Genomic DNA, 14685 nt, shown 5'->3' with positions numbered 1-14685 from the left:
TTCCCCTACTTTTAAGCTTTTTTCGCTTCTTTTTTCTTAATCAAATAAAATCGAATAAAGATATTTCCTAAGGCGATGAATAAAACGCCGGCAATCAAACCGACAGCATATGCCCAAAAGTTCTCAACCAGTGGCCAACCCCAAACTGCAGGAAGTGGATACCACTGAACTGCTCCTAAAACAACAGCTAAAACTGCCCCAATCGATGCGCCAATCATATTGATAGGAATCGTGATCAATGGATTTTGCAAAGCAAACGGAATTGCGCCTTCACCAATTGCTAGAAAACCAAGAACCAATGATGTTCGGCCTGTTACGCGTAAATTATCATCAAATACACGACGACCAACGATATATTTATCTAAAATAGTTGCTAAACCAATACCGATTGGTGGAATTACGATCGCTAATACTCTTGGTGTCAATGGGAAAATTTGATCAGCTGCCATTCCGATTGCAACTGCACCGGCTGCTTTATTCACTGGCCCGCCTAAGTCAAACGCTGTTAAGCAAGCAATGATTGTTGAAAGCACTACTTTACCAGAATCTTGATATTGCATAACCATCTGCTGTAGCCAACCATTCAATCCACCAAATACTGGGTCGACCAAGAGATAATTGACAAAGAAGACTGCCAAAATGGATAGACCAGGAATAATCAACATTGGTTTCATCGCTTGTAAATTCTTGTGTAATTTCACATGTTCATTCAAGAATTTGCAAACATAGCCGGAAACTGCTCCTAAGATCAATGCGCCAAAGAAGCCAGAAGGAATGCCACCTTCTACACCCCATAAAGTTTGATGTAACCCTGCGGCAAATGCACCACCAATAAAACCAGAAGCTAGTGCTGGGCGATCAGCAATTGAATACGCCATAAATGCTGTGAAAATTGGATACATAAAACGCATCGTCATGTTTCCCGTAAGCCCAATATAATGAAGCAAGACAATGAGTTGATTTGCATTTGTAGCCATTTCGGCGTTACCGATTTCTTTACTCAATCCGAAGAAACTAGCACCAATTTGCGAAATCCCAATCATTACACCTGCCGCAACTAAGATTGGAATCATGTATGAAATACCAGTCATAACTGCTTGCATCAATGTACTCATTACGGAAGCTTTTTTTGGTCCATAACTAGCATCACTACTAGACAGATCGTCGGCTGCTTTGACTCTACCGTCGGGTGTCGTAATCAATCGATCAATCATCGCAGGTCCATGTTTCAATGGTTCTGCAACTTTTGTTTGAATATAGGGAAGCCCCTTAAAACGTTCCTTACCTTTTGGTGCAATATCCGTTGCGAAAATTATGCCATCTGCAGCTTGAATCATCTCTGATGTAATTCCGTCTTCGATGCCATTAGCACCTTGTTTCTCTACATGGATCGTGATTCCTTTTTCTTTAGCCGCTTTTTGTAATGCTTCAGCTGCCATATAAGTATGGGCAATGCCGGTCGCACACGCAGTTACAGCTAAGATGTTTTTCGCTGTCATTGGGACTACTTCCTCCATTTCGCTGTTTTGATTCGATAATAATTGCAGTATTTCTGTTTTTGTCCTTGCTTTTTTTAGTTGGTCTACTAAGACAGGATCCATTAATTTCACGCTTAGCTCAGATAAAATTTTCAAGTGAGTTTGTCCTTTTTCAGCGTCTGGAATGGCTAGCAAGAAAATCAGCTCAACTTGATTTGATGGGTCAATTGACGGCCAAGCTCCTGCCGGCATCGCTTTGTCCAAAGTAGCAATGGCTACGGCTGCTTTTGAAACAGTTGTTGATTTACCATGTGGAATAGCAAAACCATTCTCCATTCCAGTTTCAGAAATAGCCTCTCTTTCACGGACAGCTGCTAAAAAAGCTTCCTTATCAGTAACGATGTCATTACGAACAAAAGCATCAATCAAGTGATCGAAGACTTCCGCTTGCGTTTGCCAACTTTGATGAATAAAAATCAATGATTCATTTGTAATACTACTTAAATCCATGTCCTATTCCTCCATTTTTTGATAGTTGAAAAGCAGTAATAAAAATTTCAGATACCAATTCAGCAGCATTTTTCAAGGTTGTTGCTTTCTCCATCGCATCCGTTAAAGAAATTGGCTTTGTTTGAATCGAAAAAATGCCAGAAAATGACGAAGATTCATTATTAGTTATACTTTTTTTGCCACAAATAGCAATCACTGGTTTCTGATACTTCTTAGCTAGTTCTGCGATAGCAAAAGGTACTTTACCAAACAAACTCTGTTGATCGATACTTCCCTCTCCGGTCACCACCACATCTGCTGTTTTCAGCCTGTCTTTAAAGTCAATCAACTCCGTAACCAATTTAAATCCTGCGTCCATTTTTGCTCCAAGAATAGCCAGTGCTCCTCCCAAGCCGCCGGCAGCTCCTGCACCTTGCAAAGTTGCTAAATCAATGTTTAATTCTTTGAGAATCGTTTGACTCAATTTTTCTGCATTTGCATCTAATTGCCGTATCTGTTCGGCTGTTGCGCCCTTTTGTTGAGAAAACACTTGAAATGCCCCTTGATTACCAAAATAAGGATTGGTTACATCATTTGCCACAATAATTGGTATGTTGGGGAATCTGATTGTTGAAATTTCAATTTCGCTGGCATCCAGTAATAAGTTTCCCTCTTCTAAATCGTTTTGTTGCCTGTCAAGAAATGTCGCACCAAATTCTTTCAGCAATCCCAAGCCACCATCAGTAACGCCCGATCCGCCCAATGTGATAATCACTTTTTGAAAACCACGTTGCTCTATTTCTTTAATCAGTAACCCGAGCCCTTTTGACGAAGCTGCTTTGACTGTTTCAGCACTTGGTTTAATCAAGTCCAAACCCATCGTATCAGCAGACTCAATTAGTGCCTGCCGTTTTCCCTCTGCTCTAAAACTAAGCACTTTGGCATTGATTGGTTTTCCCATTAGATCAATCGTTGGTATTTCTAAAATTTTCCCGTTTAAAGAATGCTGAACACTTGCTAATGTACCTTCGCCACCATCTGCAATCGTAATTTCTGTTGTACTTTCCACAAAATCAAGTTGATTCAATTTTTCAGCAACAGCACGATTCAGTTCAATTGAGCTAGCACTTCCTTTGAAGATATCAATAGCTATGAGAACCTTCATTGTTGTTCACCAACTTTGATCCAAGCAATGCCGTATGGTGCTAATCTAAAATTGTTGTCCACTTCTGTCTGAGTTAGAACATTGATTCCATTTAAGCCTTCGACTATTTTTTCAGTACCAGTTACATTGGTCAAAGAAATAATTTCAGAGCCATCTTTAGCCGTTCGTTTGAGTGCAAACACTTGCTCATCTAAATGTAGTACTTCCTGTTCCCCATACGGAGAAAATGCTTCATAATTCTGACGCTCTTTCAGCAGTCTCGTGATTCCTTCATAAACTGTTTTGCGATAAGAATCTATGTCTAATTTCGTAGCTAATTGTTTTGTCTCAATTTTTTGTCGATTGATTCGCCGATTAATACCTGATTCCTCAACACCTTGTAAATCCCCACGCGAACCAAAGATAGAATGATAATAAATTGCGGGGACGCCTACAAAGGAAAGCAAAATATTGTGTGCGGCAATCAACTTTTTGGCTGCGAGTTGATCTGTATCTTCTGACGAACGTAACGCATCGCCATAATTGATATTCAATTCATAAACTGTTTGTGACCCATCAGGATTACTCTTATACGAAACTTTCCCTTGATTGTTCAACACTCGTTCAACAATTGTTTCTCGCTCGGTATCATCTAGGATTCCTTCCACTGGTCGCATCCCAATCCCATCATGTGAAGCCAAAAAATTAAAGAACGTTGCTTCATCTGAAAGAGCATGGATTGTGCTCGCCCACTCAGCTAACTTTTGTGTATTCTCTTGAATAAACGAAAACAGAACTAACGGCGGCAATGGAAACTGATACACTTGATTCGCTTCATTATGACCATCACCTAGATACGAAATGTTCTCTTTGTGAGGGACATTTGTTTCAGTAATAATTTGTGTATTTGGTGAAAAGTGATTCAAGAGTGTTCGCCACATTTTTACGATTTCATGTGTTTTGGGTAAATGCATACAAGTCGTTCCCGAATCTTTCCATAAGAAACCAATGGCATCTAAACGAATGGACGACGCACCACGAAACGTATATTCAAGTAAGACTTCGGACAAACGTGCTAACATGATTGGATCTTTTGGATTGACATCCACTTGATCATCACTAAATGTGGTCCAAACCTTCTTCTTTTCTCCTTTATCAGTTGAATACTCATGGAACAACGGAGAAGTTCTTGGTCTAGTAACATTTGTGGTATCAAACTCTTCTTGATACTCAACAAAACTTTGTTCAAAACCTATGTCATTGTTTAAAAACTTTTTGAACCATTCACTCTTAGCTGACATATGGTTAGCAACAAAGTCATACATCAAACGTTTCTTCTGCGCTAACTTTTTGATGTCATCCCAATCACCCAGCGCTGGATTGATTGTTAAATAATCCGTCACAGAAAAACCATCATCTGAGGTAAATGGAAACATAGGTAGCAAATGAACATCTGTGATACTGCCATCCAGATATGTCTGGACTACCTCCCTTAACACTTTTAGTCCTTTTTCATTACCATGTTGAAAACTATCACCATAAGTGATTAGGTATGCATTTGATTGATCGATTGCTGGATTTTCAGTAAATTTTTTCGTAGCGTATTTTTCTAATAAATCAGTAAAAAGTTGATTCGCTTGATCGAGATCTTGCTTACTTGTGTATATTTTTTCTAGATGTGTTGCTATTTTTTCTGTTATCATAAATCCACCTCAACAAATAATTAAAAGCCCTTTCATTTATTACAAACACAGTTATATCACTAAACCGTATTAAAAAAAGTTCAGAAAGCGTATAATTATACGCCAAGGGGGAGATACAAGATGGGTGCTATTGAAAATTATTTTGTAACTGATATTGGAAATCTATCTGAAACTGAGAAATATGTTTTTTATTATTTGGACGAACATCCTAATCTAGTAAAAAAACTTACTTTATCTGAAATTGCTGAGAAATTAAACACATCAAATACCACGATTATTCGAATGACCAAAAAACTTGGGCTAGATGGCTTTTCCAATTTTAAATACTTAGTAGAAAGAATTGTCAGCGACACACAAATTGTTCCGCAAAAGGATCTGGCTGAACGATACCGCTCTTATCTAGATGCGGTGATAACCGGTACCGATTTAGACAAATTAACGTACATTGCGCAAAAAATCCATGGCGCTTCCACACTCTATGTTGCCGGCGTTGGCATAACAAAGCCGATTGCAGAGTACGTCGCCAAGCGATTTTTACAGCTAAATAAGTCCACACTTTATACCTATGAATCACATCTGATTGAGTTGATGCCAACGTTTACCAAAAAGGATGATATTGTTCTCTTTTTATCGATGAGCGGTGAAACAAAAACAATTATTCAAGCCGTAAAAAAGATGAACTACGTTGAACGAGTTGATCTTTTTTCTATTACGAATAATGGTAATAGTACGCTAGCTAAGTTAACTGATGTTACGCTAAGCTCTTCCATGCCAACAAATATTTATGAAAACTATGACATTACTTCTCGCTCTGCACTAATGCTTCAAGCTGATTTATTGATTGAAACTTATTTGGGGCTTTATTTTTAATTATTGAGAGTTAGTCTAGATTCCTTTCATTAATCAATAAAGTTATCTACTGAATAAAATTCCCACGAAAAAGATAGGCGTTACCTAGCTTTTTCGTGGGGAATTTAAGAAATTACTTTTTATTCACTGACCTCCGCTAAAATTTCTTCCTTACATGTTCAATTGTTTATGCAATAAATCTTTTACTCTTTGGACTTCTTCTTCTGGTATTCTTTGATAAGATATTCCATCATTTCCAGTGATTCCATCTCCCGTAAAGCCCTCACCTTGGACTTGTTCACTTTCAATAGTTGTTAAGCAAGAATAATAACCTGTTAAGATTTTTTGCATTTGATCGAAGGTCAGATCCGTCTTCCCATTCTCTCCAATACCGTCCATAATTTTCTGATAACTAAAAACGCTTTTCGTTGATAACATTTTGTCGATCAACAATTCCATTACTTCTCGTTGTCTACCTTGACGCCCATAATCACCTGTAGGATCTTCATAACGCATTCGCGAATATTGTAAGGCTTCCCAGCCATCCAAATGTTGCTTTCCTTTTGGAAAATCAATTCCTTCAGCCGAAAAAGCAAAATCATTATCCACAGTGACTCCACCCACTGCGTCTACCAGTGTCTGCAACCCGTCCATATTGACCGACACATAGTGATGAATTGGAATGTCTAAAAACTTTTCAACCGTATTCATAATCATTTCTGGTCCGCCAATTGAATGTGCATGATTGATTTTATCCTCGTAATCTGCTCCAACGATTTCCACAAACGAATCTCGTGGAATACTGACTAAAGTTGTCTTCTTTGTCTGATTATTCAAGGTTGCCACCATAATTGTATTTGCCCTGTAGTCGGTTTTTCTTTTCGAATCATTCGCAATTCCCAACAGCAAAATACTCATTGGTTCTGAAGCTTCTGGTGCCTTTGTATTTCCTTTTCGTTCAACGGGCGAATACATTGAGTCTGCCATCTTTTGACTACTGTGATAAAAGCGCAAAGCAAAGACACTCAAACCAGAAACAATGATAACTAGAACAGTAACAAGACTTAGTAAAATTTTTTGCCACGTTGAAAAATGACCTTTTTTAGTTTGTTGAATAGTTAATGTTTCTTGTCGCAAGTATGGATAAAAAAGTCCGGCTGTTCCAAAAGTAGTACCGTATCCAAGCAACAATCCAGTAAAAACATCACTGAAATAATGGACACCCAAATAAATGCGACCACCAGCAATCATAACGAATAAGAAACAGAAACCCAGCTTGATTGATAGAGGAATCTTTTGACTACTGAAAGCATAAACCACAATCATGGAACAAATAAATGTCATGATCAACGCAGAGTGGCCACTCGGAAAACTATAAGAAGAACGTGCAAGATATTGTAATTGATCTGGGCGTGCCCTTTGGATCAACTGTTTTAAGACATAACCAATACCACTAACCAATATAAGATTTCCAAAACACCAGATTGCTAATGATTTGCGATTCGTTTTTAGTAAGAAAATTGCTATTACACCAAAAATGAGTACCATTGGAACAATTGTTGCCACTTTCGCTAACATGCCTACAAAAACAGTTACATAAGTATTGTCTGGTAATCGATATTGGATGAAGATTTGATCCACATGATTAAGCCATGATGCATTCATCATAACCCCTGTTGTAACAATGATTAGTAAAATCCATGCAACAGTGCTATTTAAAAACAATTTCTTTCGCATAAAGTATCCTCACTTTTTATTCTTTTATTTTGTTCATAACAAGCTCTTTTTTCTTGAATCCCATCGTGACGCCCAGCCCAATTCCCAGCACAATCAACGAAGTGCCGCCTTGGCTTAAAAAGGGTAATGGAATCCCAGTTAGTGGTAAAATACCAATTGCTGCGCCGATGTTTTCAAAAATTTGAAACATCAATCCAAAAACAAACGCCACTGCAAGGTAAAGGTTCGCTTTATTATTGGTTCTCAAAGCCGCAGAAAGTATTTGATAAAACAAATAGAAATACAGAAAAACGACGAATGCCGCGCCCATAAAACCAAAGCCCTCACCAACTACAGTGAAGATCATATCTGATTCTCGAACTGGCACATACACAGAGATTCCGCTAATCCCACGTCCAAATAATCCACCGCTACCAATCGCATAAAGACTTTGAACTTGCTGATATGCAATCGTGTCACTATATTGAAATGGATCAATCCAAGCACGAACACGGTCTAATTGATAGGTCTTAAAATGTAAGGAATAAAGTAACTTGTTTCCCCATTCGCTGAACACCAGAACTAACAATGTACTACCTAATGTTGCACCGATACCTGTAATAATCGTCAAAATTTTCCAATGCACGCCAGCAATAATAAACAACGCACCTAGGATTGCAATAAAGACTAAACTCGTTCCAAAATCTCGCTGCATAAACATCAACAAAAAGGTTGGCAAACTGTACATAGCAATCTTGACTAAATAACGCAAATCACTTTTCAAGTCTCTAGTTAAATTTTTTTGAGACGATTCCATTTCATAACTAACTGTCAGCCGTACCATAAAAAGAATAAAACTTAGTTTCATCAACTCAGAAGGCTGAAAAGAAAACGAGCCAATTCGCAACCACCGTTTTGTGTTTGTTAAAGCATACATTGCTGGATCATAAAACCAGTATAAGAGAGCCATTAATCCAAGTGATAACACATACAAAATCGGTGCATATCTTAGTAAGGTTGATACAGGAATCCTGCTGGTGACAACTAGCAGGATAAACGAGACAAGACAAAAAATCGTTTGCTTTAGAATAACACGCCTGACATCAACCCCATCCAAATCAGCAGCTATCGCTTGCACTCCTATACTCATCAAATAAAAAATGAAAATCGGCAAAAACAGAGAATAGTTAAACTCGTTGCTCAAACGCTTGATCATTTACACTTACCTCCGAGGAAAATTTTAGGCAGATTCCTAAAGCAATCGATAAGAACAAATAACTTGTTCCTCCGTAACTGATAAACGGTAGTGGAATTCCAGTCATCGGAATCAGCCCTAAGATACTTGCAATATTGATACTCGTTTGTAAGAGCAACAAAGTGCCAACGCCAAAATAAATCAGACTAATTTGTTGACTGGTTTCTTTTGCTGCTAACATAAACAATCGAAGAATGATTAAAAAAAGAAGTCCTAAAACAATTAGTCCGACGATCATTCCCAGTTCTTCTACTAAAATCGAATAAATAAAATCTGTTTCTGCCACTGGTAGATAACCTTTTTTTGTAATACTATTTCCTAACCCTCGACCAAAGAAGCCACCATTATATAACGCATAATAGGAGTTACTCATCTGAAATCCTTTTCCATACGGATCTAAAAATGGATCTCTCACTAACTGAATACGGTCATAGGTATGCATGAACAAATTTGGTAAAAGATCATGATTACCTAGAAAAAGGATCATTCCACCTACCACTGCAACTCCTGCAATTGTTGCTAGAAAAAGGCCAATTGAAACTTGATAAGGCAATTGTGCTGTTGTAATGATTACTAGTGCGATTCCCCAAAGAATGATTGCTCCTGTCACTTTTGGTTGAAATAAAATCAATAGTCCACTAAATAAAACTAAAACATAAGGTACCCACATTTCCTTCTTCGTCCGTTCAATCCGAAAAAAATACGCCAGATAAAGAATCAATGCTACATTCGTTATTTCAGAAGGCTGAAATTGAATACCAGCTAATGAAACCCATCGCTGTGCTCCGTTGATATTTACGCCAATGACATAAACCAAAATCAAACTAACGATTCCCAAGCCTAGCAGACTTTTGGCAAGGAATCCTTTTAATAAAATTTTCTTTTTTAGCCGATAGATTCCCGCAATCACAAACCAGCTCATCCCCATAAAAATAGCTTGTTTATAAAATAGCGATAATGCATTTTGCCCCTCAGCTGTCAGTCTGTACGAACTTGCACTGAACACAAGTAAGAGCCCGACTACACTCACTCCCAAATAGGGCAATAATAATAGCCAGTCGATCGTTTTTCTTTTTCTCACAATGTTCTCTCTCCTTTTTAAGCACTTGGTTAAGACGGGAGAGAAACAGTAAATAGCCTCAAAAAAAGGACACCAAACGTTAGCTAAAAAAACTAACAAATCTGGTGTCCCACACAATTAATCTCATCGTCTGAGTTTTAGCACTAAACAACGTAAAGAATTTCTCTTAGCTATTTTATGAAAAGCCTTAATCCGACAATTCCTATTTTACACATTGGCGTCTTTCGACGTTTCTGCGCAATAGCCTGTGTTTGTTTAGGAGCCTCACCTAACAAGTTTACTTATATTTATTTAATTTCATAAAAAGCTTACTTTTTTTTTCAAGGAATATCAAAATAAATCGTAAAAAAACGAATTTTCTTTAGAGTTGCTTATGAAATCATTTAGAAAAAATTTATATTTGATCAAAAATGAGACCATAAACAGACGAATTTGTAGTGAATGACTTTAAAAGAACAGGCAGGTGTGCTACTTCTGATTCTGTCAAAGTGTATCTTTCTACTGTTGTCAGTCCAGCAGCCTATAATTAAACTGGCAATTCTTTTTTGCATTTATGTTATCAACTTGATTAAGTTCTTCCAAGTAGCAGATGAACTTCTGTTTAAAACCTAAAAGATTTATTTTGTATCAAATTAATTTATCTGATGTCCTTCATTCATAACCAATCCAGCACTCACACATTTTTGCTTTTTTAAACGCAACTTTACGTTACAAAAAAAGTTTTGTAAGTGACTTAATAGCTACTTACAAAACTTTTTACTTTTATTCATTCGATTTCAAAGCACTAATCATATCAATTTCTTTTAACTTTTTATGGGTGATAAACATCACGATAGCAGAAAAGATGACCGTCAATGCGCCCGAAACGAAATAACCCATTCCCGGAATCAAAAGTGGAAAAGCCATATTATCGGCACTAGCCATCGTAATAATGAACCAGGTCAAGACCTTACCAACACCGCATCCTAATAAAATGCCTACCAGAGTAAAGATAACGTTCTCTCGAATGATATACATCGTAACTTCTCCGTCAAAGAAACCTAAAACTTTGATTGTTGCCAACTCTCGTTCCCTCTCCGACACATTGATGTTCGTCAGATTAAACAAAACAACAAAAGCTAACGTGCCTGACAAAACGATAAAAATCAAGACAACTGGTCGTAAATTCTCACTAGCAAAAGCTTGTTTGCTTGCTTGCGTACTCATAAAAGTCGTTGTTGTCACTTGATTAGTGTCTTGCAATTGATTTGCTAATTTTTCTTCCTCTTGAGAAGACATCTCATGACTTTTGAAGAGTACAGTATTTTCAGTGAAATCTTTATTAGTTACTTTTTGATAGTAATTTTGATCCATAAAGATTGTATTACCAAGGTAATTTTCTACGATTCCACTAACCTTTATCTTCATTTTTTTTCCTTCGTTATCTTGAATCGTCAAATTACTGCCTATTTTAGCATCGTAAGCTTTCGCAATACCTTCCGTGACAACTGCGCCATCATCGGTAATCTTTACAGCTTCTTTTTTATTCGCTTTTTTCAAGGTGAAATAATCCTTGGCACGATCCGTATTCTTAAACGCGTACAACGATGCACTTAGATCACTGGCCCCTTCTTTTTTAAATTTCACTTGATCAGCAAAAACACTCATACTTTCTTTGACTTTGTCATCAGCAGTCAGCACTTTATTCGCCTTTTGGACATTTGCTTCGTCTTCCAAAGTAACGATTCCTTGAAAGTGACTCAGTTGCTTGAACTGAACATCCACAACACCACCAATAGAATCTTGTAAACCAAATCCAGCAACCATTAAGCCCATACAGCCTGCGATCCCAAGAATCGTCAAAATTGCTCGAGCTTTATAGCGGAAAAGATTTCTGTACGTCACTTTTTGGTTAAAACTCAATCGGCTCCATAAAGGTGTAATGTATTCTAAAAGAATTCTTTTTCCGGGCTTTGGTGCTTTAGGCATCAAAAGTGCCATAGGTTTTTCCCGCAAATCTTTGATCAAGATATAAATAGTGGCAGCAACGGTTGCAAAAAGAGCCGCAAGTATTGCCACTAAAATCGGCCAAGGCCAAAAATCAGTCGGGTAGTTTTCAAAAACATAATTTTTCTTCAGCATAGTGAAAACAACAGGTGGCAGTCCTTTCGTTCCCACAATAACTCCAAAAACCGTTCCGATAGTCCCTGTCATTAAGGCGTACAATAAGTATTTCTGTGAGATTTCACTATTTCGATAGCCTAACGCTTTCAAAGTACCAATCTCTTTTCGGTCTTCTTCAACCATACGTGTAATAGTAGTAAATGTAATCAAGATGCCAATCAAAAAGAAAAAAACTGGAAAAACATTTCCAATCGCATCAATTCGGTCAGATAGACTAGTAAATTCTGTAAAACCAGGATTTGAACTTCTTTGAGTCAGAATGTAGTTGGGTGTTTTAATGGCTGCGACATCTTTTTTCGATTCGTCAATCTTCGCTTGCGCTTCTGTTAATTTTTGTTGGTTTTCCGTAAGCTCATCCTGTTTTTCAGCAAGTGTTGTGGCTGCCTGTTCCAGTTGGCTTTGTGCTGAGGCTAACTGGTTATCAGCGACAGTTTGACCGTAAAGTATCTCAAGTTGTGCTTTTTGTTGTTCCAACTGTTGTTGTTGACTGCTCAATTGTTCTTTCGCTGTGTTCAGTTCATTTTGCCCATCACTCAGTTTTTGTTGATTTTCTTGTAACTCTTGCTCTCCTTTGACAATCTCTTCATTAGCCATATCTTGTAACTCAGTTTTTCGTGGCTCTTTGCGTTCATCAAAAAGTTTTTGTAATTTTTCCTCGTTATCGATCATCTGTTTCTTATAAACATCGGACATCATGTCTGTCTCTTTCAAATCGGAGAAACGCAAATACAAAATAGAATAGGTTTCACTAGCAAAAGCTGTTTCAGGTAAATAGACGTAACCATCGATCATCCCATCTCCCACAGTCGTAACGCCGCGTTCTTTTTTATCCACATATATGGGAGAAGCCACATAACCTGTGACTGTAAAAGTCTCATCTTTTAATTGGTTATCTTTGATCGTGATCTTACTGTTCAGGGGGTATTGTTCTTTTAAGCTCTCATCCATCAACAACTGCTGATTATTTTTGGGATAACTTCCCTGCAGTAGCGTCAGTTTATTTTGCTTTTTATCCTTAGCATAAGAATAAATCTGTAAATTACGATCTTGCTGTTCTTCCACATAAGGAAAACTATAGCCTAGTTCTCCCTTGGCGCCCGCAACTTTTTCGGCAATAGCCAAATCCTCATTTGTCAGACCAGCTGTTCCTTGAATTTGCAAATCCGAAACGTTATGGCTAGTAACAAATTCTTGGACAGTTTTTTCAAGATTCGGTCCAATAGACTTGATTCCTACAAATAATAAGACACCCATGAAAATAATCAAAATGATCGCGATAAAACGTCCTAGACTTTGACGAATATCTCGAAAGATACTACGAATATAGAGATTTTTCATTTTTATAACCTCACCACTCAATCTCAGCCACAGGCAATGGATTTTTATTAATTTCCACGGAGCGGACTTTAGCATCATTGATCCGAATAATTCGATCTGCTATAGGTGCGATTGCCGAGTTATGAGTAATTAAAAGTACCGTCCGACCTTGTTTTTTAGCTACATTTTGTAACAACGTCAACACCTGTTTTCCCGTTTCATAATCAAGCGCTCCTGTCGGTTCATCGCAGAGTAAAATTTTAGGATTTTTTGCCAACGCACGGGCAATTGCTACCCGTTGCTGTTCCCCACCGGAAAGCTGAGCTGGAAAATTTTTCATTCGTTCACCAAGGCCAACTTGGCGTAACGTTTCTTCCACATCTAAGGCGTCTGGTGATACAGCAGTAGCTAACTCTACATTTTCTTTTGCAGTCAAGTTGGGAACTAGATTGTAAAACTGAAAGACGAATCCTACATCCGTTCGCCGAAACTCTGTCAATTGTCGGTTATTAAAATTGGCGATATCCATCCCATCAACGATAATCTGACCTTCATCAGGAGTGTCCATTCCACCTAGGATATTTAATACCGTTGATTTACCAGCACCACTAGGACCTAAAATCACAGCTAATTCACCTTCTTCAACTGAGAAACTGATGTCTTTATTAGCTGTAATGGTTGTATCTCCCATTTGATATCGTTTAGACTCATTTTTCACTTCAATATAGCTCATGTTTATTCACCTCGTCATGTTTTCAACACCCTGTTGATTATATACTTTGTTGTTAGTATAATCGTTTCAAGAACTCATGACAATATGCAAAGATCTTGGAGTTGTCATTGAGTAGACAAAAAATATTGAATTGTTCAATAAATGAAAAATGAAAGGATGTATGCTCATGGCTGGAATCAAAAATAATCGTCGGACTATTTATACAAAAAAGATAATCAAAGAAGCTTTTTTGGAATTGTTGTCCGAAAAAGAACTCCAAAAAATTACTGTTACCGATATTTGTAAAAGAGCAGATGTGAATCGCGGGACTTTCTACAATTATTACACAGATACGATAGATCTTTTCCACCAAATCGAAGCACAACTTATCGAAAAAATCCTTCCCTTAATTAAAATTGACAGTGATGAAGAGTTGGCGTCATGGCTAAGTCGACTAATCACTATCTTAAAAGAAGCACAACCACTTTCTTCTATTTTGACCCGTAATTATCAGAATAGTCATCTAATCAAAGCTATTTTTCAAGAGGTCCACGAGGTAGCCATTGAGAGTTTTGCCACTAGATACCATGAAGACGATCCACGATTGCTTGAATACTATTTCACTTATTTTGTCAGAGGTGTTCTGGGAACAGTCGAGGAATGGTTGATTAACGATGATGGAACCAGTGCCGATGATCTGAGCCGAGTTTTGGCCCAAGTTTTACCTTCGGAAGAATAAAAAAATTCTTTTTGATCTACTAATAAGTCATTAGCAAAT

At 37.6% G+C, this 14685-nt stretch carries 10 protein-coding genes and 1 riboswitch; of the genes, 2 read left to right on the top strand and 8 right to left on the bottom strand.

Annotated elements, in window-relative coordinates; genetic code table 11:
- Nucleotides 1-11: 11 nt before the first annotated feature.
- The 3 genes from IGJ76_RS06105 to IGJ76_RS06095 are packed head-to-tail and all read right to left on the bottom strand — an operon-like array spanning nucleotide 12 to nucleotide 4814.
- Complete coding sequence (locus IGJ76_RS06105) at nucleotides 12-1988, bottom strand: fructose-specific PTS transporter subunit EIIC (RefSeq protein ID WP_430596830.1); 1977 nt, start codon at nucleotides 1986-1988, stop codon at nucleotides 12-14.
- A complete protein-coding gene (locus IGJ76_RS06100; protein ID WP_430596829.1) occupies nucleotides 1975-3132 on the bottom strand; it encodes a glycerate kinase family protein in 1158 nt (385 codons plus the stop codon). The genes IGJ76_RS06105 and IGJ76_RS06100 overlap by 14 nt, the downstream gene beginning before the upstream one ends.
- The gene (locus IGJ76_RS06095; protein ID WP_430596828.1) at nucleotides 3129-4814 is read right to left on the bottom strand and encodes a sugar phosphorylase; all 1686 of its coding nucleotides are present in this window, start codon (nucleotides 4812-4814) and stop codon (nucleotides 3129-3131) included. Before IGJ76_RS06095 ends, IGJ76_RS06100 begins: the two co-directional genes overlap by 4 nt.
- 120 nt (nucleotides 4815-4934) lie before the next feature.
- Here IGJ76_RS06095 and IGJ76_RS06090 point away from each other — a divergent pair, with 120 nt between their 5' ends.
- On the top strand, nucleotides 4935-5684 hold the full coding sequence (locus tag IGJ76_RS06090; protein ID WP_067481850.1) for a MurR/RpiR family transcriptional regulator: 750 nt from the start codon (nucleotides 4935-4937) through the stop codon (nucleotides 5682-5684).
- A 150-nt stretch (nucleotides 5685-5834) separates the two neighbouring features.
- Here IGJ76_RS06090 and IGJ76_RS06085 read toward each other — a convergent pair whose 3' ends face one another.
- The 5 genes from IGJ76_RS06085 to IGJ76_RS06065 form a co-directional block, all read right to left on the bottom strand.
- Nucleotides 5835-7400 (bottom strand): phosphatase PAP2/LCP family protein, encoded by a 1566-nt coding sequence (locus IGJ76_RS06085; protein WP_067481846.1) that lies wholly within the window; start codon nucleotides 7398-7400, stop codon nucleotides 5835-5837.
- Between the two features lie 16 nt (nucleotides 7401-7416).
- Nucleotides 7417-8595 carry an FtsW/RodA/SpoVE family cell cycle protein gene (locus tag IGJ76_RS06080; protein WP_430596827.1) on the bottom strand — a complete coding sequence of 393 codons (1179 nt, stop codon included), beginning with the start codon at nucleotides 8593-8595 and terminating at the stop codon, nucleotides 7417-7419.
- Nucleotides 8567-9715, bottom strand: coding sequence for an FtsW/RodA/SpoVE family cell cycle protein (locus IGJ76_RS06075; RefSeq protein ID WP_071869336.1), 1149 nt, complete (start codon nucleotides 9713-9715; stop codon nucleotides 8567-8569). The genes IGJ76_RS06080 and IGJ76_RS06075 overlap by 29 nt, the downstream gene beginning before the upstream one ends.
- A 115-nt stretch (nucleotides 9716-9830) precedes the next feature.
- A riboswitch (M-box (ykoK) riboswitch) is annotated at nucleotides 9831-9998 on the bottom strand.
- Nucleotides 9999-10477: 479 nt separating this feature from the next.
- On the bottom strand, nucleotides 10478-13216 hold the full coding sequence (locus IGJ76_RS06070; RefSeq protein ID WP_311798155.1) for an FtsX-like permease family protein: 2739 nt from the start codon (nucleotides 13214-13216) through the stop codon (nucleotides 10478-10480).
- A 10-nt stretch (nucleotides 13217-13226) separates the two neighbouring features.
- Nucleotides 13227-13928, bottom strand: a complete 702-nt coding sequence (locus IGJ76_RS06065; RefSeq protein WP_430596826.1) for an ABC transporter ATP-binding protein — start codon at nucleotides 13926-13928, stop codon at nucleotides 13227-13229.
- A 166-nt stretch (nucleotides 13929-14094) separates the two neighbouring features.
- On the opposite strand from IGJ76_RS06065, the gene IGJ76_RS06060 reads away from it, so the two are divergent.
- Nucleotides 14095-14646 (top strand): TetR/AcrR family transcriptional regulator, encoded by a 552-nt coding sequence (locus IGJ76_RS06060; protein ID WP_067481836.1) that lies wholly within the window; start codon nucleotides 14095-14097, stop codon nucleotides 14644-14646.
- The last annotated feature ends 39 nt before the right edge of the window (nucleotides 14647-14685 follow it).

Source organism: Enterococcus sp. DIV0175, from assembly GCF_050529075.1.
In the GTDB taxonomy this organism is placed as follows: domain Bacteria; phylum Bacillota; class Bacilli; order Lactobacillales; family Enterococcaceae; genus Enterococcus_B; species Enterococcus_B thailandicus.
This window is presented reverse-complemented; position numbering and strand designations above follow the sequence as displayed.

Coding starts and splice junctions, on each gene's coding strand:
- IGJ76_RS06105 (WP_430596830.1), bottom strand. CDS start 1,988: ATGGATTTAAGTAGTATTACAAATGAATCATTGATTTTTATTCATCAA.
- IGJ76_RS06100 (WP_430596829.1), bottom strand. CDS start 3,132: ATGAAGGTTCTCATAGCTATTGATATCTTCAAAGGAAGTGCTAGCTCA.
- IGJ76_RS06095 (WP_430596828.1), bottom strand. CDS start 4,814: ATGATAACAGAAAAAATAGCAACACATCTAGAAAAAATATACACAAGT.
- IGJ76_RS06090 (WP_067481850.1), top strand. CDS start 4,935: ATGGGTGCTATTGAAAATTATTTTGTAACTGATATTGGAAATCTATCT.
- IGJ76_RS06085 (WP_067481846.1), bottom strand. CDS start 7,400: ATGCGAAAGAAATTGTTTTTAAATAGCACTGTTGCATGGATTTTACTA.
- IGJ76_RS06080 (WP_430596827.1), bottom strand. CDS start 8,595: ATGATCAAGCGTTTGAGCAACGAGTTTAACTATTCTCTGTTTTTGCCG.
- IGJ76_RS06070 (WP_311798155.1), bottom strand. CDS start 13,216: ATGAAAAATCTCTATATTCGTAGTATCTTTCGAGATATTCGTCAAAGT.
- IGJ76_RS06065 (WP_430596826.1), bottom strand. CDS start 13,928: ATGAGCTATATTGAAGTGAAAAATGAGTCTAAACGATATCAAATGGGA.
- IGJ76_RS06060 (WP_067481836.1), top strand. CDS start 14,095: ATGGCTGGAATCAAAAATAATCGTCGGACTATTTATACAAAAAAGATA.